A 21,529-nucleotide genomic window follows, 5' to 3' on the forward strand; every position below is an offset into this window, starting at 1 on the left:
CGATTAGTTGTGATTCCTTGTGAATGGTTTATTTTTGTATGTAATCAACAAACTATTTATCTACCTAAGATTCTAATTTAACATGCAAAGCATTTGTGTTTTTTGCGCCTCTGGCATAGGAAAAGACCCTCAGTATGCTCAAGCTGCTCAGCAACTCGGAAAACTTCTCGCAGCAGAAAATATCCGGCTTATTTATGGGGGCTCACAACGAGGTCTTATGGGAGAAGTAGCTAATGCAGTCTTGGCAAACGGAGGCAAAGCCACAGGTGTGCTTCCTGATTTTCTGGCAACTAAAGAAATAGCCCATACAAATTTGACAGAACTGATACGTGTCAATACTATGCATGACCGCAAAAGCCGCATGGCTGATCTCGCCGAAGGGTTTATTGCCATGCCAGGAGGATTTGGGACAATGGATGAACTTTGTGAAATTCTTACCTGGGCACAGCTGGGTTTGCACAGAAAACCAATAGCCATCTGGAATATCAATGGATATTATGATGCATTGATCACACTTTTTGATCGCATGGCAGAAGAAGAACTACTGAAACCGATCAACCGACGTATGGTATTGGTAGATTCAGATCTGCCTGTACTTATTGAAAAAATGCGTACCTATCAGGCACCATCCCTTCCACCCTGGCTTAGTGAAAGCCAGATATAGTATTTCTGAATGTATTTTCCAGACAACAGAACCATACTGACCACCTGTATGTATACTTTTTCTGAAATTAAGATAGCTCTGTCAGAAAGTTTGGCCAAAATAGAACAGTTTATTCAGACCGTTTCTCCTGCAATCCTGCATGCGAAACCTACTGTCAAATGGAGCATAGCGGAAGAACTTTTTCATCTGATCAGTTCAGATATGGGTAGTGCACAAGCCTTCTGCCAGTCAGTAGCGACACTTCGTGAAACCAAACACAATCTCCGGAATTACAATGAGATAATAACAGAATACAGAGAGAAATATGCAACTGGCGGTACAGTTATTCCAACACGTCTTATCCCCAATGAAGAAACACACAACAGGCAGCAGATGCAGTTTCTGGATGATTTTAGCAAAGCAGCCAGTGCCTTACAACAAAGTCTGAGTACATGGACTGAAGATACACTGGATCTGTTTACAGTCTGGAAACATCCACTGCTTGGACCTGTTACGGCCCGTGAAATGTTGTTTTTTACCATCTTTCACAACCGTCATCATCTAGCCTCTATGCAGGCTAAACAGACCTGTCTGGAAAACAATGCGAAAATGTAATTTTTTTGCAATTACATTTGTTCCCAATCAAAGCGGGCTTTTATTTCAAAAAAGATACTATTTTTGGCCCGTCAATTTTAAAGGACTTCGGTTGCCCACCTGACAGGAACTATCTTTCAAAAAAAGCAACTCTGGTCAGCAATCAACCATTCAACTAATCAATCATTTAACATTAACAAAATGGCACAATACGATCTTATTGTCATTGGTAGCGGTCCGGGAGGATATGTTGCAGCAATTCGCGCATCTCAACTCGGTATGAAGGTAGGTGTAGTAGAGAAAGCAGAGTTAGGTGGCATCTGTCTGAACTGGGGCTGCATCCCAACCAAAGCATTATTGAAAAGTGCACAAGTATTTGAATACATTCACCACGCCAAAGATTACGGAATTGAAGTAAAAGATGCTAAAGCTGACTTTACAGGGATGGTAAAGCGTAGTAGAGAAGTAGCTTCAGGTATGAACAAGGGTGTGCAATTTCTGTTCCGTAAAAATAAAATAGATACGATTGTAGGTACAGGTAAAGTTCTTCCTGGTAAGAAAGTAGAAGTAACTGATGCAGATGGAAAGAAAGCTACTCATGAAGCCAAACACATCATTATAGCTACAGGAGGACGCGCCAGAGAACTTCCTAATATTAAAATTGACAATGATAAGATCATAGGTTATCGTAAAGCCATGGTACTTGACAAACAACCTGCCTCAATGGTTGTAATTGGTTCTGGTGCTATTGGTGTTGAGTTTGCCTATTTCTATAACTCTATTGGTACCAAAGTAACCATTGTTGAGTTCATGCCACGCATTGTACCTGTTGAGGATGAAGAGGTTTCCAAACAACTGGAACGCGAATACAAAAAACTGGGTATCGAAATTATGACCAATGCATCTGTAGAGTCAGTAGATACCAAAGGACAAGGATGTAAAGTATCTGTGAAAACCCAGACTGGTAATGTAACTATCGATTGCGATATTGTATTGTCAGCTGTTGGAGTTACAGCCAATATCGAAAACATTGGTCTGGAAGAAGTAGGGATCAAAACAGACAAAGGCAAAATCGTTACAGATGAATACTATCGCACCAATGTAGAAGGATACTACGCTATTGGTGACGTTCTTGCATCACAGGCTCTTGCACACGTTGCGTCTGCCGAAGGTATCATCTGCGTTGAGAAAATTGCCGGACAACATCCACATCCATTGAACTACAATAACATTCCGGGCTGTACTTATTGCTCACCAGAAATCGCTTCTGTAGGATATACTGAGCAGAAAGCAAAAGAAGCTGGTTATGAAGTGAAAGTAGGTAAGTTTCCATTTACTGCTTCTGGTAAAGCAAAAGCCGCTGGCGCCAGCGAAGGTTTTGTAAAGGTGATCTTTGATGCCAAATATGGCGAATGGTTAGGTGCTCACCTGATCGGACATAATGTAACAGAAATGATTGCGGAAGTAGTAGTAGCCCGTAACCTGGAAACTACCGGACACGAAATCATTAAATCTGTTCACCCTCACCCAACCATGTCAGAAGCGATCATGGAAGCAGCAGCAGCAGCTTATGGTGAGGTGATTCACATCTAATCTTTTGAATCAACTAGACAAAGAGGTAGCCTTACATAAGACTACCTCTTTTCTTGTATAGAATTATTGATTGGCAAGCATTATTTTCTGTAACTCCAACCAGAACTCATCATATACATCCTGAATCGGTGAATAAAAGAATGTTCCCTGGTTCATGCAAACAATCAGATAGGTTTGTTTATCTGGAAAGTAGTACATTTTTGCAGAAGCTCCACCTGCGGTTCCCCCATGTCCAAAGCCATCTCCATAGTCAGATTTCATATAGGTCAGTCCCAGACCATATTCGGGCCTATCCGGATCTTTACGGGTATGCACCCAGGCAGTCATTTGCATCAGAGATGATTCACTAACCAGCTTATTAGTAACTAATGCGTCCAGAAACAGATACATATCATATGGTGTTGCTACAATGCCATCATCCCCACTATAGGTAGGCAATAAATGCTTCATTATAGAGGAAATATTTTCCAGTTTACCATCACCAAATCGGTCAAAGTACGAGTTTACCAGGTTTCCCTGATTTAGTGTATGATAGTATGTCTGTTGCAAACCCAACGGTTCAAATACAATATCTCTATACAGACTCTCTAACGGCTTACCTGTTACTTTTTCAGCAATCAGAGCCAGTAGCAGAAAATTGGTATTGGAATAGGTATAGTCCGTCCCGGGTTCGAAATAAGGTTCTTTGGTATAAATATAGCCAAGGTACTTGTCTGTCGAATATTTAGCCATAGGATTATTCAGAATATCCGTATTGTAGTTAATCTCACTGACATAGTCCCGGATTCCTGATGTATGGTTGAGTAACTGGCGAACGGTTGCTTTGTCCCCATTGCCAATCTTCTTATAAATGTTGGTATCCAAATACTGACTTATTGGAGAATCCAGATCTATCTTTTGGGTTTCAACCAGCTTCATTATCACGACAGCTGTATAGGTTTTGGCAATACTGGCCAAATAATGAATATGACAAGGCTGCATATCCTGATTTTCCTCAATACCAGCTTTACCAGAGGCTCCAATCCACAAACCATTGGATGTCTTTACCAATACAGAAAGTCCAGGCAACCCTTTCTGGGTATATATCTTCAGCAGGTTCAGAAGGGCTGCATTTTGTGGAAAGGATGTATTATCTGTTTCTATGGGTAAGGTACATTCAGATACAGGAACAATTTCAGCAGTTTTACAATTGCCCAAAAGAGCAAACAGGCTGATGCAAATCAGCTTTTGTAGTGTTTTCATAAATGTAGTTTGATAGAAAATAGTTTAGTTGATAGTAAACCGGGTACCTACTTGCCACAATAACTGAGGCAGACCGATCAGGTCTTTGCTATAGGGTAGCGTAATGAAAGGTTGATAGCGGGTATAAACAGAGAATGGATGGCTAGTCTTGCGTTGAAATTGATACCCCAACCCCAATCCGAGGGACACCATCAGTGTAGGCTTCCCTGTATCTGTTACCTTTTTGTAGTGTCCGTCATCCTGTAAAGCATACACCGGAGAAGGATGAAAAGTATGCATGTATCCCACACCCAGAGAAGTCTCCCCATAAATCCCTAATCCTGTCTGATATCGGTAGATACCTTCTGTACTTATGAAGAAAGATTTGTTATTATACCGATTATATACTGCGCCTAGAGCAATAGACTGAATAAACCGACCATGATTACCATACCAATGAGTAAACTCAAGACCAGCCTGTAAAGTGGGATGAAAGGTAAAATGAGAAATCTTTTGAAGTGGAACAGCTATAGAATGGTTGCCAGCAGATACAAAAAACTGAGTTCGGGAAGTCTGACCTTGCAGGGTATGCACACAGCACACCAGCATTGCCCCATACAGGAGCACGTTCATACGTTTTGTTTTCATAGTTTGAGTTTCGTTGTAGATCCCCAAAAGTAGAAACCCTGTCAAAGCATCAAGTAGTAAAAATAGACTTTCTCGGCGAAATGTAGCATTTCAGGTGGTGAGATGTGGTACAGCAGCCTGTACCCATTTCTTAAAGGCAGGTGCTTTGGTCCGACTGATTGTAATCTGATCCGGCAAACCTCTGCTTTCTGTCAGTTGTACAATCAATTTTCCATTCTCAGCTTTTGTAATACCTGCAACTAAATTCCGATTCAAAATTATCTGTCGGTTTGCCCTGAAAAATAATTCAGGACTGAGTAGTTCTTCCAGTTTATCCAATGAAGTATCCACAACATAACGCTTGTCTTCTGTTTTTACAAAAACCGTTTCTTCTTCTACATAAAAACAAAGGATTGTTTTCAAATCCAGAAAGATCACTTGTTTTCCCAACTTTACCTCCAGTTTATCCATTACAGCCTTCGGTTCAGATTCTTCCTGACTTACAGGAATGTTGGTATTATTGGCAGATTGATAAAAATACAGGCTAATGTAAATACCATTCAAGACCAGAACCCATATCAGAAAAATAAATACATCATGTGTGAAAAATTTCAATGGAATGGGTTTGTCTGTGGCGCTAAAATTTATGATAACCGTTAAGCTGATTATAGTCCCCAGAAAGGCAACAGCGGTCACACATCCCTGGATAATCAGTCGAAGACTTATATTAGAATGGTAGGGAAACTTCTGGTCTAGATAAAGAATGATTTTGCGAAATATAATAAGAGCCAGGTATCCTTCTGCGGTGTCAATCAGAAATGTCAGCAGAAAAAACGTATCCAGTTGTATGTTTTTGTAAGTGAGGTAATAGTTTATCAGGTTGGCAATTGGAACAACCCACATGAATAACCATTTATCATGGTAGGTAATTGTTGTTTGGGATGACATTTCTGGCTGAGTGAAGATAGTGCATGCAAAAATAAAACGCTTTATGTGATCTGTACAGAATAATCGCCCGGAATACCATGTATTTTTTGTATGATTGCATTCCTGATTGTTTATACTCTATTAAATACAATACCCTTATGACCAAAACCATCATTTTTTCTCCAGACGCACCAGCACCTATCGGCCCTTACAGCCAGGCCGTACAAGTAGATAATACCATTTATGTTTCCGGACAGATTGCACTCGATCAGGCAACTGGTAAACTGATGACAGATGAAGGCATTGTCATTGAAACACATCAGGTAATGCGTAACATTCGGTTTATTCTACGCGAGGCCGGTGTAGACTTTGACAATGTGGTGAAAAGCACCATCTTCGTAAAAGACCTCGGCAACTTTGCAGCAATCAACGAAGTATATGGAAGTTACTTTGCAGAACTGCCTCCTGCACGGGAAACAGTAGAAGTAAGCCGTCTTCCCAAAGATGTAAACGTGGAAATCTCCTGCATTGCAATTCTATAAATTGACTAGACTTTATAAAAGTAAAGGTCCTTCTATTACAAATAGAAGGACCTTTACTTTTATTTCAACAAAAGGACTACACTAACTGTTTTCCTTTTTCTACTACCCGATCCAGACCGCTCACATCTGAACCACCGGCAGTAGCAAAGAAAGGTTGGCCACCTCCTCCACCTTTGATCTCTTTCGCCAGTTCTTTGACAATATTACCAGCATGCAGACTCTTTTCTTTTACCAGTTCATCTGTTATCATTACAGCAATCTGAGGTTTTCCTTGAATGTCTGCAGCTAATACAATAAAGGATTGATCCATTTTAGCTTTCAGATCATAGGCAAGTTGTTTTAGTGCGTCAGCAGAAGGTACAGCTACTTTTTCTGAAACAACCTGTATACCATTAACAGTTTGAGCTTTTTTCACTAATTCATCTTTCAGAGTCTGAAGTTGCTGATTTTCGTATACTTCTACTTGCTTTGTTAATTTTCCTTTTTCTTCCAGCAAATCTGCGATTGCTTTTTTAACATCTTTCGGATTTTTCAGCAGTTCCTTGATTTCTTTTAGCAATGTTGTCTGCTCATCCACATAGGTTTCAGCAGCATCAGCAGTGATAGCTTCGATACGACGTACACCAGCAGCAACCCCTGCTTCTGAGGTAATCTTAAACAAACCAATCTTACCGGTAGCAGATACATGGCATCCACCACATAGCTCGCGGCTATAACTTGGATCGAAAGTAATCATACGAACGGTATCACCATATTTCTCACCAAACAACATCATAGCACCTGCTTTTCGTGCCTCTTCAATTGGCAGAGAACGATCTTCCTGTAAAGCAATGTTTTCACGAATCTTCTGATTTACGATATGTTCAATCTCTGCCAATTGTTCATCGGTTACTTTCTCAAAATGTGAGAAGTCAAAACGTAGGTATTGCTCGTTTACCAATGACCCTTTTTGAGCTACGTGAGTACCTAATACTCTGCGCAAAGCAGCATGCAATAAGTGTGTGGCGGAGTGATTGTTCTCTGTCAGATGACGTTTTGTATCGCTTACATATGCAATAACCGTTGCTTTAATATCAGCAGGTAGCTTGTCTACCACATGAATCACCAGATCATTCTCCTTTTTGGTATCAACTACCTTGATTTCCTCTCCATCAAAACTCATTACACCGGTATCACCCACCTGACCACCACCTTCCGGGTAGAAAGGTGTTTTACTTAATACAATCTGGAACTGTTCTCCTTTTTTATCTTTGGTAATCCGATATTTCAGCACCTTTGAGTCATTAACAGACAGTTCATCATAACCTACAAAGGTAACTTTAGGTGTATCATCTAACACAACCCAGTCTCCTACCTGTTTCTCTGCATCTGCCTTACTACGATTTTTCTGTTCAGCTAATGCCACTTTAAAGCCATTTTCATCTACGGAAATTCCTTTCTCTGACATTATCAACCTTGTTAAATCTGCAGGAAACCCATACGTATCATATAATTCAAAAACTGTTCTTCCATCTAAAAAATCAGACTTAATTTCAACCGCTTCCAATCTTTCCAAACCGTCCTCCAAAGTTCTTAGGAAACTTTTCTCCTCTTCCAGAATAACCTTTTTTACAAATTCTTCCTGAGCCTTCAATTCAGGAAATACAGTAGCAAACTCATTTGCCAGTAAAGGAACTAACCGATGTAGGAAAGGCTCTTTTATCTCTAAAAACGAATAATAATACCGTACAGCACGGCGCAGAATACGGCGAATTACATACCCGGAACCATTGTTAGATGGTAATTGACCATCTGCAATCGTAAAGGCAACGGCACGAATATGATCCACCACTACACGCATCGCAACGTCTGTCAAACTTTTGCGGTCATAACTACCCGTATATTTTTTATTGGAATGCTGCTCAATAAACCGGATGAAAGGAGTAAACACATCTGTATCATAGGTATACTCTACTCCCTGCAATACCATACAAAGGCGCTCAAAGCCCATACCTGTATCTACATGTTTGGCAGGAAGAGTTACCAATGACTTATCTGCTTTCCGTTCAAACTGCATAAATACGTTGTTCCAGATCTCAATCACCTTCGGATGATCTTTGTTCACCAATGTTTCACCAGGTACGATTGCCCGTTCAGCATCTGAACGTAAGTCTACGTGAATCTCACTACAAGGTCCACAAGGTCCCTGCTCTCCCATTTCCCAGAAGTTATCCTTTTTATTACCATACAGAATATGGTTTTCAGGCAGGTATTGTTTCCATAAATCCTTTGCTTCCTCATCTGAGGCTAACCCTTCAGCAGTATCTCCTCCAAAAACGGTTGCATACAACCGATCTTTTGGTATTTTCAACACATCAGTCAACAACTCCCAAGACCAGGCAATGGCATCCTGCTTAAAGTAATCTCCAAATGACCAGTTTCCCAGCATCTCAAACATGGTATGGTGTGTTCCGTCAAAGCCCACATCTTCCAGGTCATTGTGTTTACCACTTACCCGCAAACATTTCTGTGTATCTGCAATCCGTCTGGAAGGAGGAACTCCATTGCCCAGAAAGTAATCCTTAAACTGCACCATACCTGAGTTAGTAAACATTAGGGTTGGGTCATTTTTAAGAACAAGCGGAGCAGAAGGAACAATCAAATGGCCTTTGGAACGAAAAAAATCTAAAAACTGCTGTCTGATCTCGTGCGACGTCATGTTATGAAATTTTATTAAACTATATACTATATAATAATACAACTCTACTCTTTTGCAGATGCTGATTTGCTCTATTGATGGTATATATGTATAGATCAACACCTTATATCATCTGCAAAGTGATTCTTTTGCAAATATGCCAAATTCTTAAAGTAAAACTTACTTGATAATCAGGTTCACACAAAAATATAGTTACCGTATTTCTACTTAGTATGCTTACTTCTTCTTTCTTTCTACAGTAACCAACAAACAGACTAAAAAGGCAACTTATTGTTTATCAACTAATTGCACTTATAGAAAAAATTATAGAACTCTCTATTCCTTTCACACATGTAAGTTTGAAAAAAAAATCAACACTTTGCATTTTATAGAAACTTATTAAATTGCACAGCCTACCATAAAAAAAATTCCAGTTTAATGCTGCTGTATTTTTTATTCAAAATGTTTCACCCAGCTTATTTTAATGCATGACTGCACAAAATTAGTAGTTAAACCCAATTTTTGAACGAATGGCCAGAATAAAGTACTACTATGACACGGAAACGTGTAAATATGAACGAGTTAAAGTTAAACCTTCCGATGTAGCCATTAATATTTTAGGATTCGTTTCTGTGGCTTTCCTTTGTTCGTTGGCACTCATGCCATTATATAACTCGTATTTTCGTTCAGACCGTGAAGAAGCTCTTCAACGTGAGAATCAGGAATTGAAGTTGTATTATGAAGTGATGAATAAAGAATTACAAAAAACTACCCAGATGTTGAGTGCTCTCCGGGAACGTGACGACAACATCTATCGGGTCATTTTCGAAGCCTCTCCTATTCCGGAATCTGTTCGTGAAGCAGGTGTTGGAGGTGTAGATCGTTACAAGGAAATCCTTGAGAAAGGATTAAAAAATGAAGAGTTGATTCTTTCAACCCGTCAGAAAATTGATAAGTTAAAGAAGAAAATGTATATCCAGACCAAGTCTTATGACGAAATTGTTACTCTGGTGAACAACAAAACCAAAATGCTTGCCTCTTTACCTGCTATTCAGCCAGTATCCAATAAAGAGCTTAAGCGCTTAGCCTCGGGTTTTGGAATGCGTATGCACCCTATCTACAAAGTAATGAAAATGCACACAGGTGTTGATTTTGCCTGTCAACGGGGCACTCCTATCTATGCTACCGGTGATGGCGTAATCAGTGTGGCCGTACATAACAGTGGTGGATATGGTAATGAAGTACAGGTCAGCCATGGCTATGGATACATTACGTTGTATGCTCATATGGAACGATTTATTGTACATACAGGGCAACGTGTAAAACGCGGGCAGTTGATTGGATATGTGGGTAGTACAGGAACATCTGTATCTCCTCACCTTCACTATGAAGTATTACATAATGGACAGAAAGTAAATCCAATCCATTTCTTCTATAACGATCTCACTCCTATGGAGTACCAGAAATTGCTGGAACTGGCGTCTGTAGAAAATCAATCACTCTCGTAAATTGTCAGGTTTAATATTCTGAAAAGATAGTATTTTGCAAGCGGAACTTAGGTTCCGCTTTTTTTTATGCCTAAGCTATCATACACCCAAACTTAAATTTTGATATACAACCACCTACCCTGTGGTATAAAATCAGTTGTGTATGTACACAAAGCATCAAAACTTGCAAAATAGTTTGCATTAAATAGTTAAAAAAGCGGGAATGAAATTTAGGAATGAGACAAAACGAGTATAGATATACAAATGAGCCTAGATGTAGCCCAGATTTGTAGTTTCTTAAGAACGTTAATAAAACGCTATCTTTACAGCTGGTTCAAAACAACTTCCATAGTTGATTATATAACCCAGGCTATTAACAATATAATTTTCTATGTCTGAAGAAATAAAGAAGATATACTACACCATTAGTGAAGTTGCAGATAAATTCAATGTAACGGCATCGCTGTTACGCTTTTGGGAAAGTGAGTTCCCAATGTTAAAACCCAGGAAGAATAAAAAAGGAGATCGCCGCTATACCGAGAAAGATATAGAAGTTGTGCAAAAGATATATCACCTTGTCAAAGAAAAGGGGTATACACTACAGGGAGCGAAAGAGATGATAAGAAGTAAAGCCAATCAGCCCCCTGACAAAGCAGCTATTATTGAATCTTTAGAAAATCTCAAGACTTTTCTTTCTCAACTGAAAGAAAGACTGGAGCAAAGCTCCTAAGAGATCAACATGCAGCAGATATATAGCAGACAATACTAAATCCTGTACAGGATTGTATTAGTTACTACGGTAGTTATAATGGCTTGAATATTGAACTTTTAGTGCATCTTTTGCAATATAATCCTGCAACAATTCAGAAGCATGACGATTGTTGAACATATACAACATTTCCTGATAACCTAACTCACGACGAACGGAAGCTGTATATTTGCGATCCATTAAACGACAATATTCAAATAATTCACTGTTACGATCCAGTAACTCTTTTCTTTCACGTTCTAATTGTGCCAGGCGAGCTTCCAGAGAGGCTAATTGATCTTCCAAAGATTTGCGTTGGGCTTCCATCGTAATATTGTTTTATAAGTGACTGGATGTTAGTTAATTCAAATTTTGTCTTTGATTTACTTTTCGAAAGGTCGCAATTTCTCTGATTCTTTATCTAACCAAAAGATAGGGAAGCGTACGTACGAAAGTTTTTATTCAGATTTCAACGAAATCACTCATACAATCCTAACCAAACACCTACCTATCAACCACTTACCCATTTTTACATTTTTCACATTGCCAACAGACGATGTCATAAAAAGCATTTTTTTGATAAAAATCTGCTCTGCTATTCCATCTCAACTCGGTCTCATATAAAATCCTTTACTTCTGCAACCATAAACTGGTCATTTTGAAAGAGATTAGAAAGCCATTAGGTCAATTTTCATGCCATTTTTCTGCTCTTTGCAGATACTATTTTATAAGAAAAAAATACAAATGTGAACATTTGCTTCTGTCATTATTATGGAGAAGATGTATCTTTCCGTGCCTTACAATAGATATGCCCTTCCATTATGCGTTTTTATTTACTTTTTCTTTTTCTATTTGCTATCCTGTTCATTTTTTTGTCGTTTGATGGGTATTATTTCTATGATGATACAACCTATGCCCACTATGCTTTCTATTTGTCTCAGGGTAAACTCGTACTAAACGAAGAAATATTCAGTCACAGACTGGGTATTATTATTCCAACAGCACTTGCTTATAAGCTTTCTGGTGTAAATGATATATCCACAGTATGGGTCTCAGTAGCCTGTACTCTTACCTGTCTATATCTTATCTATTTTGTCTTTAAAAAATATGATTCGAAAGTTGCAATCTGGGCAATGGTTTTATTTGGGTTAGACTTCTATACCTTGTTCTTTTCCAATAAGCTGTATCCGGATGTTTCGCTTACTTGTATGGCACTTCTGAGTGCAATTTGTTTGCACCAGCGAAATGATCAATGGGGCAAACCTCTCCTATTCTGTGTAGCTAATTTGTGGGGCTTTTTATGTAAAGAAACTATTGTATACCTGCTTCCTTTCTATTTACTTGTCTGTATATATGATTGGCGTCAAAAGCAACACCTCTTGTTCTGGCAAAGAGCTTTTATGATTGGCTCCATTCTGCTGGCAGGATATTTCGGCTTCTATTATCTATATACAGGTAATCCGTTGTATCGTTTTCAGATCATTCAGGATGGTCATTATGTGGCTACCTATAATTACTTCCATAAACCAGCTTCGGCACTTATACCACGCCTCACCTACGAACCTGTTATTATGTTGATTCATTCAGGAATGATTATTTGTATTGGTGCAGCATTACCTTTTTTGTTTCGCAGAAATTTTTGGAATTGGAGAATCTGGACTAATGAAATGTTTTGGAGTCGATTGGCATTCTGTGGATTATGTATGTTCTGGGGATTTACAACTAGCTTTAAATATTACAATCCCAATGCGCTGTTTCCACGAATGATTCTCTTTCTTATTCCCTTTTTTGCCATTGCCTCTGCATTTGAGTTAAGCCGTCTTACCGCAAAAAAATCTTTTGTACTTGCGATGACCTTTCTTATTGTAGCAGGTATAGCCCGGTATACGGGTGTGCCCAATCAGGCACTTCACTATGGATTACTGGCTCTTGGATGGGGTTTCATAGGAGGTCTATATCAGTTTATACCATCTTCTTTTGTTTTGAACAAACAACTTTATACACCTTTGATAGCAGGTTTGTTGTTAGTACACCCTATTTATTCTATGCTAAAACCGTCTGAAACCGGATATACAGCAGAAAAACATCTTATCCAAAAGTATCTATCCCACCCTGTAACTTCAACGATGGTTTTTACAGATAATAAGCTCATGAATGGAGTTGACTTTTATTATCAGTTCAATCAACCAGCCTCTATTCATTTCTTACCATACGAACAACTTTTGGAACAACAAAAACAGCTTACTTCTTCTACCGAGGTCTTTGTATTAATCAACTCTTATTCTGTGGAATATTTCCGTCTGATAGGCACCCCTCCTCCTATATATATAGATTCACCACCTGTTTCATGGCAACTTGTTGCAAATGAAGGAGGCATCCGGTTATATAAAGTTCCTCTTATCTGAAACAAAAAACCTGTCAGATGACAGGTCTTTTTGTTTCGTTTTGGAGTATTTAGAATTTCCATCTGACAAATGCTTCCATGGCTGCGTATTCGGCCAAACCGAGTTTGTTATACAACTCTGCGGTTTTGCGATTACGATCTTCAGCCCTTTGCCAAAATTCGCGTTCATCTGTTCCCTGAAATACAACTCCGTCCTTTTGAGACTGGTGCTTAAATATACCCAAGCGCTTCTTCATTACCTGATCCGGACTCATTGGTACAGCCATTTCAATCTGATCAATATCCCACTCAGCCCAGGCACCTTTGTATAACCATACCCAACAATCTTTCATAAAATCTTTGGCTTTCAAACGACGTAATGCTTCCATTACGGCATCCAGACAAACTTTATGTGTACCATGCGGATCGGCTAAGTCTCCTGCTGCATATACCTGATGGGGTTTTACCTTGTCGATAAGGTCTGTCACAAGCTGATAATCTTCTTCACCCAAAGGCTTTTTCTGGACAAGTCCTGTTTCGTAAAAAGGCATAGTCAGAAAATGTACATTTTCCATAGGGATACCAACAAAACGACATGTATTTTTCGCTTCACCCTTACGAATCAATCCCTTAATATAACGAACAGCATCTGTATCCTTTTCGCTATCTTTTTTGGTTCGCAAAAAGCGGGCAGCATCTCTGAAGATTTTATCAGCCTGAGGACTGGTAATATTAAAACGATCATTAAAATCTACTACAAAGTCAGCAAATCGTAGAGCCTCATCATCTGCCACAGCAATATTACCAGATGTTTGGTAAGCTACATGTACTTCATGTCCCTGATCTACCAGACGCTGGAAGGTGCCACCCATAGAAATAATATCATCATCCGGATGAGGACTAAATATCAGACATCGTTTCTTTACAGGATCAGCCCTTTCAGGACGATTGGTATCATCGGCATTTGGCTTTCCACCGGGCCATCCGGTAATAGTATGTTGAAGCCAGTTAAACACATCAATATTCAAGTCATATGCCTGTCCGTGTTGTGCCAACAGATCACTGAGTCCATAATCATTATAGTCTTTATTGGTCAGTTTCAGAACGGGTTTCCCCAAAGTCAGTGCCAGATTCGCTACAGCCTTCTTAATCATCGCACGATCCCACACCACATCATCAATCAGCCAAGGTGCCTTACGGCTGGTTAGTTCAGATGCGGCAGACTCATCCAGTACTACAGACACGTTGTGATGTCCTTGTAGATAAGAAGCAGGAACCGATTCTACAACAGGTCCCTCTACTGCCTGTTTGATGATTCCAGCTTTATGTTCTCCCCAGGCAATCAATACCACTCGTTTAGCCTGTAATATGGGTAATACCCCCATTGTGATGGCTCTTCGTGGTACTTTTGACAACCCACCAAAGTCCATTGCAGCATCAACGCGTGTCGTCTGATCCAGTGTCATCAAACGGGTACGTGAATTTTCGTGTGATCCTGGTTCATTAAACCCAATATGGCCATTTCTTCCTATACCCAATAACTGAAAATCCAGTCCGCCATGCAACTCCATTTGCTTCTCATAATCCATACAGTATTCCCGTATTTTTTCCATTGACAGAGTCCCGTCCGGAATGTGGTAATTTTGTACAGGAATATCCACATGATCAAATAAAAACTCTTTCATAAACCGAACATAACTTTGCAAAGCATCCGGTTGCATGGGATAATATTCATCCAGATTGAAAGTAATTACATTCTGAAAGCTTAATCCCTCTTTTCTGTGTAGCCGAATTAGCTCGGCATAGACTTTTTTGGGAGATGATCCCGTTGCCAATCCCAGTACAGCTGGCTTACCTTCCTGTTGCTTTTGACGGATTAAAGCCGCAATTTCATTAGCTACAGCGGCAGAAGCTTCATCTGCCGTTCCATAAACACTGGTAGGAATTCGCTCATAACTCAATTGCTGCATAGACAAATAGTTGGTTATTCTGAAAAAAAAGACATGACACCTTGTACTCTAATGTATAAAAATATAATTTGCAGATAAATCACCGAAAAATAGTGTAATTTTTTAATCCTGGAAACTCAAAGATTCGTTATACTATTCTATTCTTTAATAAATTTAATATTTGTGTAAGACCCACTGTTTGAAGTAACCACTCCAAACCATTATAATTTAACAGTTAAATAGTTCAAAACTAACTGCTTATTGGTGCAGTAGCCAAAATAAAAATATTTATAAAAATTAGGACTTTTCTGTACAACTTTTTTACCATTCTTCCGTATAAAGGATATGGTATGATTTTTTACTGAAAGTAGCATAGGAGAAATCTGTTTAATATGTTACTTTTTTTTATTAGGGGGTCAATTTTAATAAGATTTTCTACTGTTTTTCACATAACCTTGTATATCAACCGTTGTCACATTTTTTATTGCATTACTCTTTATGATTATGAAATTACATGACATAGCTGACATCAAAACTGGTATAACTTTTCGAAATCGCTTGTTAGACAATCTGGATGGGGAAATAGAAGTTATACAAATGCGTGACATTAATGCTGACTTATCAATCTCAGGCCGTCTTGTTCGCATTAGCAATGAACAGATCAAGGCAAAACATTTTTTGCAACCTGGTCAGCTGATTCTACTCGCAAAAGGAAAGTATACAAAAGCCTGCATGATTGAACCGTCAGAGAAAAAGAGAGTTATTTCTTCCGCATTTTTTTCCATCCGCATTAAGCCTACCCAAAAAGTTCTTCCCGAGTACCTGAGATGGTTTCTCAATCTTCCCCAAAGTGAAACCTATTTTCGTTCCAATGCATCAGGCACAAGTATGTTTTCACTTCCAATGAGTGTTCTGAAAAATCTGGATGTAGCAGTTCCTCCCATTGAAGTACAGGAAAAAATTGTACATCTTGTCAATGACCGGGAAAAAGAGAAGGCAACTTTAATGGCACTTGAGGAGAAAAAAGATTCATATCTGCAACAACTCATGTTACACGAAGTGTATAAAGACTAAATTGATAACAAATTCTAACTCCTTAAATCAGTAACCTTTCAACTCTCATGGCTATGAACAAAGATTTCATTGTATCTCTCACGAAATACTACCGCAAATTCAGAGACAAGGACAAGAGTTCTGAGATCTTTGTGCACTTTCTGGCGGTATTGGCATTGAAGTTTATTCAGGAGACGCACGAAAAGCCTTATTTCAAAGATTTAAAGGCATCCACAATCAAATCTATTTTTTCTATCTGGAACAATCTGTCTCAGACCGGTACAGCCAGTCGTCTGGATAATATTATAGAGATATTACAGGAAGAAAACAGCGAGATATTCAGCAAACTTTTTCAATCTGTTTTTTTCAGAAAACTTTCATTTAGTGATACAGATGTAGATCGTGATACCAAGTTGGTTCAATTACTAGAAGATCTGGAAGGAATCAGCTTTGGAAATACACTGAAAGCAGTAGAAGAAAATGGTTCTTCTGTAGGATATCTGATAGAAAAATTTACTGAAGAAAGCTTCCACAAAGAAGGCTTTCTGTATACACCACGTAGTATTGCCAATATGATGGCTCAAATGGCTAATCTTGAGTCAGCTCATTCTGTATATGATCCAGCCGCAGGTATTGGTACCTTACTGGTGCAAGCAGCCAAAGTAGGTAAGTTAGCCGATACCAGCTTATTTGGACAGGATATTCAGAGTCCTTATGTTGAACTGGCTCGTTTCCACCTTTTCTTTAATGGCATATTTAATGCCTCTCTGGAAGTTGGTGACAGCTTATCAAAAACACGCTCCAGTAAACGTACATATGATTGTGTACTTACTCAGCCTCCATTCCGTGAAAAATTACTATTACCAGCTAACCCTCGTGATTTCCTACAACCGATAAAACGGAGAAAACGGAATCTAAGCTTTGCAGCTGAAAATAATGTTACGGGGCCTGTACGTATGCGCAGACAAGCTGAGCATCTGGATTTTCTCACTCAGGCAATGGATTCTCTGAATGAAACCGGGAAAGCGATATTGATTGTCCCTCACGGCTTGTTGTTCAAAACGGGAGTAGCTTATCAGATTCGTCGCAAAATGGTTAATAATAACCTAGTTGAAGCAGTAGTTGACCTTCCTCCACATGTGTTCTACAGCAGCAAAATCAATGCAGCCATTCTTGTCCTGAATAAGAATAAGACGCATGATAATATACTGTTTATTGATGCATCATCCTTGTATGACTCTGATCGTAGAAGAAATAAGATACGCACCTCACACAGTAAGCAGGTAATGGATGCATTCCGCAAATTTGCGACACAAGAAGGACTATCCTATCGGGCTTCTCAGTCAGAAATAGAAAATGAGAGAAACAATTATAACCTGACAGCAAAACGCTATGTTCAGGCACATGAAAGAATACCTGATGTCAACTTAAAAGAGTTAATGAACGAAATCGAATCACTGGAAAAAACACTTTCCAATATTCAGGATCGGATTAAAACAGAAATGGCATCTTTAGTAAAATAAAAAAATAACAAAGCCCTTTTCCAAGGGCTTTGTTATTTCTACGTTCTAGAAAGAAAAGCTTTCATTCAAATACAACACATTTTCTTTTCCCCGTATCTGTATATTTACAGTAGGTTTAGGAGTTGTCCAGTCTATATTCATTATTCCAAAATTCAACTGATTTACCAGAGCACCCACACGATATTTATTGTCTTCACCTGTATTATTTGTAGAAGAATGTGTTAAACCACTCGATGTCACTTCCCAGATAGGATAAGGCATCCCTTCTGGCTGGTAACGGCTCACTTCACCAATATGACGGTCACCACTTAACAGAACAACTCCGGCAGGCTTGTTTTTTACCAGAAGATCAAAAAAACGTTTCCGGGCCTGAGGAAAATTTGCCCACTTTTCAAAACGTTGTTCTTCGGGAATAAACTGTACGCCACAAGCAATAATATGTATGGCAGCTTTGCTACCTGTTAATTCTTTTTCCAACCAGTTCCATTGTTCCTCTCCTAAAAAAGAACCTGTTTCATTGGCTATATACCAGCCATCTTCCCGGCGTAATTCTTCACGAAAATAGCGACCATCCAATAAAATAATCTTTATCTGCTGCTTTCCAGATCCATATACATAAGAACCATATGCACCTTCATGTTTGCGACGCGAACTGGTAGCAGGCTCACCCAAAAAATCAAGCATCAATTGCTGGGATTCTGTTTTCTTTGGATAATTCATTCCGCCATCATTTACTCCATAATCATGATCATCCCATATACCAATAACAGGTACTGAGGCTGTTAACTTCTGATATCCAGGATTTTGTTTTTGCGCATCATATTTTTGCTTCAAAACACTCATATCTTCTGTATCTCCATATACATTATCACCCAGCCACACCCAAAGCTGCGGTTTGTTTTCCAGAATAGGAGACCACAAAGGCTGAGGCAAATCATGTCTGCTACACGAGCCAAAAGCAATCCGGGATAAGGAAGTGTTGGCAGATAGTATGTTGCTGTCCTGGTTGCTTGCAGGAACTTTGCATCCATAAAACACCAGCACAAAGCTCCATAGCACAAAGAAATAAACCTTAATCATACATTTGTAAAGTGGTTTGTTGAGATAAAAATACACTATTTATGGTCATAAAGGAGTTGATCATCTTCTTATAGATAATTACCCATCAAGATGCCACTATCTGCTACAAAAGTAAATGTAGTAAAACAGGTATACGATATAAAGTATATTACATTACTGTTATTTTCCTAAAAGAATTCCTCTGTATCCACCTGTCTAACTATTTTAAAGCAAAATCAATGGAATATAAAAAACAAAGTCTGCTCCGTTTCAAAAGCAGACTTTGTTTGTGATTCACTACTATCTTTTATGAACTCTGTATCTTTCTGATCAATATTTTTTGCTGTGTGAAATGATAGGCAGCCTCCAGAAAGGCAACCATATCGGGCCAGCTCGAAGCTTTTTCGTAATTGTGTGTATAATATTTCTTTACAGAGATTGATAGTTTACCATCAGAGACAGAAGCAGAGCTTACAAAGCCACCTGCAGTATTCGTTACACTAGAATTAAAATTCTCCAATCCTTTTACTTCATATCCTTTTGGAATAGCAACAGTAATAGTATACACAAAAGAACGAGCATAAGGCATATAGATATCGTCTTTACGATCCATCTCTTCTTTTTGCAGGTCAATCTGCTGAGAAATCAGCTTTCCTGCATCCAATAAATAATTTGGGCCATTGTTTGTAAGTATTCCTTCCAATGTAAATTCATCCTGAAATTTCAGTTCTGGTTTGTCATCCCATGATCCGGTCTGCAATAACTCAAACTTATCATAAGAAGTCACTTTTGCACTGAAATCACGTTCTACCTCTTTTTTCATCGTTTCCAGACGTTCCTTCTGATCCTGATCTTTTCGCTGGGCTACCTTAGCAGCATTGCTCTCACGCACTCGTTTGCTGACATCCTGCTTTTCGACAAGAATAATGCTATACTTTTCAGGCTTGCTATCATACAGATACTCATAAGATGTTACCAATGTCCGTATTTCTGCAAATCGGCACAATCCTTTTGAAAGAACAGATCTCTTAATATGTACTTTACCTTCCTGTTCCGGATCAATAGATACAAACAAATCCGTTTGTTCACGGTTTATCTCATTTGATGTCGCTGGAATTACTATTTTCTCAATAGTACGCTCACTTGCCTTTTTCAGCATATTAACCGAATAGGCAGTAGCACCTTCGAATAATGGATTTATTTCATTATAATAAGAATACTCATTAAAATTGCTTATGAAAAAAGGTTTGGGAGTATTTATACGGATCATATAGCTAATATCGTCTCTTACAATCAGATCTTTAAGATCACATGCTTGACGGGAAGTAACAAGAATCAGATCATGATCCACTTTCTTTTTCTTCAAAGCATATGAAAAATCCAGCATAAGATTAGCATTGTTAATACCATAGTTCACTTTGCTGTTATACAACAACTCATCCTCCATTCTGGCAGCATGGGTGCGTTGTCTCAAATAATAATAAGCCTCACGACTTAATGTTTCTGCATCTTTCTCTTTTCGGTTATTACGACTCCAGAAAGAGTTTATAGCAGCACTCCATGGATAATATTTTTTCTTCAATGTTGATATCATGTTTATATATCCCAATACTTTTTCAGAAGAAATATTGGAATACACTTCCTCCCTGTCACCTACAAAAAATTCTTCCCAGCCTGATTTACGGCTTTGAATATAGTAGGCTCGGAAGTTCACACTTGGCACTGAGCGATTTGTATAAAACCAATGCTGATCGCTATTGACTTTCTCACGATTCTCATCTAGTAGTGAATACACCTCATTGTCTTTAAATTCCAGATTGCGTTTTAATTCAGGTGCACCATTCATGGATTTGGCACTTATATGACACTTACGCATTACATTTATATCCAGCCGTTGCTTTACTATTGGATATTTTCCAGCAAGTGAATATAATACACGTCCAAAGGAATCCCAGGCAGTCGTTTTCTCAAGGCAATAATAATAATCAATAATATCACCTGGCTCCAGATCAGGAACAGCAATCTTATTGTATTGCTCTTTTTCATATCCTTGCTTGGCTTCCATTACTACAGATTCTTTCATATCAATATCTTTTATGGTACCATTGGACTTAATCACTTTGATACCTACATATACTGATAAAGAAGCTATTGTAGTCACACCAGACATTTCCCGTCTACTGGCAGGAAAAGAAAGCTCAGAATATTCTTTTACAGCCGCCGCATCCTGAAGTTTGATACGTTGCCTGCTATATACATTTTCATATAAGGCAATAATAAAGACTTCTTTCTTAACCTGATATTCCATGCTTCGGCATAGAATGACAGCAGACTCATTTTTCCATTTGTCAGGTACTTCTGTACTTTTAAATCCCGGGTCAGACAATGCCCACATTTTCTCCTTTATCTGGCGTATTTTATCCTGTGTTTGTCCCCACGAGGTAAAGCTGCACACTAAACACAAAGTCCCAATGATAAACTGTTGAATTTTAAACATAATGTA

The 21,529-nt window shown here is 38.7% G+C and carries 17 protein-coding genes; 9 read left to right on the forward strand and 8 right to left on the reverse strand.

What is annotated here, in order from left to right:
- Positions 1–82: 82 nt before the first annotated feature.
- From QNI22_RS05450 to lpdA, 3 genes are all read left to right on the forward strand, one after another.
- Positions 83–664, forward strand: a complete 582-nt coding sequence (locus QNI22_RS05450) for an LOG family protein (protein WP_314509611.1) — start codon at positions 83–85, stop codon at positions 662–664.
- A gap of 48 nt (positions 665–712) precedes the next feature.
- On the forward strand, positions 713–1,258 hold the full coding sequence (locus tag QNI22_RS05455; RefSeq protein ID WP_314509612.1) for a DinB family protein: 546 nt from the start codon (positions 713–715) through the stop codon (positions 1,256–1,258).
- Positions 1,259–1,438: 180 nt separating this feature from the next.
- Entirely contained in the window at positions 1,439–2,830 is a 1,392-nt protein-coding gene (gene lpdA, locus QNI22_RS05460; RefSeq protein WP_313985064.1) for a dihydrolipoyl dehydrogenase, read from the forward strand.
- A gap of 63 nt (positions 2,831–2,893) precedes the next feature.
- Here lpdA and QNI22_RS05465 read toward each other — a convergent pair whose 3' ends face one another.
- From QNI22_RS05465 to QNI22_RS05475, 3 genes are all read right to left on the reverse strand, one after another.
- The gene (locus tag QNI22_RS05465; RefSeq protein ID WP_314509613.1) at positions 2,894–4,072 is read right to left on the reverse strand and encodes a serine hydrolase domain-containing protein; all 1,179 of its coding nucleotides are present in this window, start codon (positions 4,070–4,072) and stop codon (positions 2,894–2,896) included.
- A gap of 24 nt (positions 4,073–4,096) precedes the next feature.
- Positions 4,097–4,699, reverse strand: coding sequence for a hypothetical protein (locus QNI22_RS05470; RefSeq protein ID WP_314509614.1), 603 nt, complete (start codon positions 4,697–4,699; stop codon positions 4,097–4,099).
- A 90-nt stretch (positions 4,700–4,789) separates the two neighbouring features.
- Positions 4,790–5,626 (reverse strand): LytR/AlgR family response regulator transcription factor, encoded by an 837-nt coding sequence (locus tag QNI22_RS05475; RefSeq protein ID WP_314509615.1) that lies wholly within the window; start codon positions 5,624–5,626, stop codon positions 4,790–4,792.
- 137 nt (positions 5,627–5,763) lie between these two features.
- Here QNI22_RS05475 and QNI22_RS05480 point away from each other — a divergent pair, with 137 nt between their 5' ends.
- A complete protein-coding gene (locus QNI22_RS05480; protein ID WP_314509616.1) occupies positions 5,764–6,147 on the forward strand; it encodes a RidA family protein in 384 nt (127 codons plus the stop codon).
- A gap of 76 nt (positions 6,148–6,223) precedes the next feature.
- On the opposite strand, the gene alaS is transcribed toward QNI22_RS05480, so the two are convergent.
- The gene (gene alaS, locus QNI22_RS05485) at positions 6,224–8,845 is read right to left on the reverse strand and encodes an alanine--tRNA ligase (RefSeq protein WP_314509617.1); all 2,622 of its coding nucleotides are present in this window, start codon (positions 8,843–8,845) and stop codon (positions 6,224–6,226) included.
- Between the two features lie 509 nt (positions 8,846–9,354).
- Between alaS and QNI22_RS05490 the strand changes: the two genes are divergently transcribed.
- Positions 9,355–10,332: a peptidoglycan DD-metalloendopeptidase family protein gene (locus tag QNI22_RS05490; protein ID WP_314509618.1), complete on the forward strand. Its 978-nt coding sequence runs from the start codon at positions 9,355–9,357 to the stop codon at positions 10,330–10,332.
- A 370-nt stretch (positions 10,333–10,702) separates the two neighbouring features.
- Complete coding sequence (locus QNI22_RS05495) at positions 10,703–11,041, forward strand: MerR family transcriptional regulator (RefSeq protein WP_313985073.1); 339 nt, start codon at positions 10,703–10,705, stop codon at positions 11,039–11,041.
- A 57-nt stretch (positions 11,042–11,098) separates the two neighbouring features.
- Here the strand turns inward: QNI22_RS05495 and QNI22_RS05500 are convergent, their stop codons facing one another.
- Positions 11,099–11,386: a hypothetical protein gene (locus QNI22_RS05500; protein ID WP_314509619.1), complete on the reverse strand. Its 288-nt coding sequence runs from the start codon at positions 11,384–11,386 to the stop codon at positions 11,099–11,101.
- 494 nt (positions 11,387–11,880) lie between these two features.
- Here QNI22_RS05500 and QNI22_RS05505 point away from each other — a divergent pair, with 494 nt between their 5' ends.
- Positions 11,881–13,464: an ArnT family glycosyltransferase gene (locus QNI22_RS05505; protein WP_314509620.1), complete on the forward strand. Its 1,584-nt coding sequence runs from the start codon at positions 11,881–11,883 to the stop codon at positions 13,462–13,464.
- 49 nt (positions 13,465–13,513) lie between these two features.
- Here QNI22_RS05505 and nagB read toward each other — a convergent pair whose 3' ends face one another.
- Positions 13,514–15,412 carry a glucosamine-6-phosphate deaminase gene (gene nagB / locus QNI22_RS05510; RefSeq protein WP_314509621.1) on the reverse strand — a complete coding sequence of 633 codons (1,899 nt, stop codon included), beginning with the start codon at positions 15,410–15,412 and terminating at the stop codon, positions 13,514–13,516.
- 483 nt (positions 15,413–15,895) lie between these two features.
- Here nagB and QNI22_RS05515 point away from each other — a divergent pair, with 483 nt between their 5' ends.
- Positions 15,896–16,465 (forward strand): restriction endonuclease subunit S, encoded by a 570-nt coding sequence (locus QNI22_RS05515; RefSeq protein ID WP_314509622.1) that lies wholly within the window; start codon positions 15,896–15,898, stop codon positions 16,463–16,465.
- 53 nt (positions 16,466–16,518) lie between these two features.
- Positions 16,519–17,967 (forward strand): HsdM family class I SAM-dependent methyltransferase, encoded by a 1,449-nt coding sequence (locus tag QNI22_RS05520; RefSeq protein WP_314509623.1) that lies wholly within the window; start codon positions 16,519–16,521, stop codon positions 17,965–17,967.
- Positions 17,968–18,012: 45 nt separating this feature from the next.
- Here QNI22_RS05520 and QNI22_RS05525 read toward each other — a convergent pair whose 3' ends face one another.
- Both QNI22_RS05525 and QNI22_RS05530 read right to left on the reverse strand, forming a co-directional pair.
- Positions 18,013–19,047: an alkaline phosphatase D family protein gene (locus tag QNI22_RS05525; RefSeq protein ID WP_314509624.1), complete on the reverse strand. Its 1,035-nt coding sequence runs from the start codon at positions 19,045–19,047 to the stop codon at positions 18,013–18,015.
- A gap of 286 nt (positions 19,048–19,333) precedes the next feature.
- Positions 19,334–21,523 carry a hypothetical protein gene (locus QNI22_RS05530; RefSeq protein WP_314509625.1) on the reverse strand — a complete coding sequence of 730 codons (2,190 nt, stop codon included), beginning with the start codon at positions 21,521–21,523 and terminating at the stop codon, positions 19,334–19,336.
- Positions 21,524–21,529 lie beyond the last annotated feature (6 nt).

The organism is Xanthocytophaga agilis (assembly GCF_030068605.1).
GTDB lineage: Bacteria > Bacteroidota > Bacteroidia > Cytophagales > 172606-1 > Xanthocytophaga > Xanthocytophaga agilis.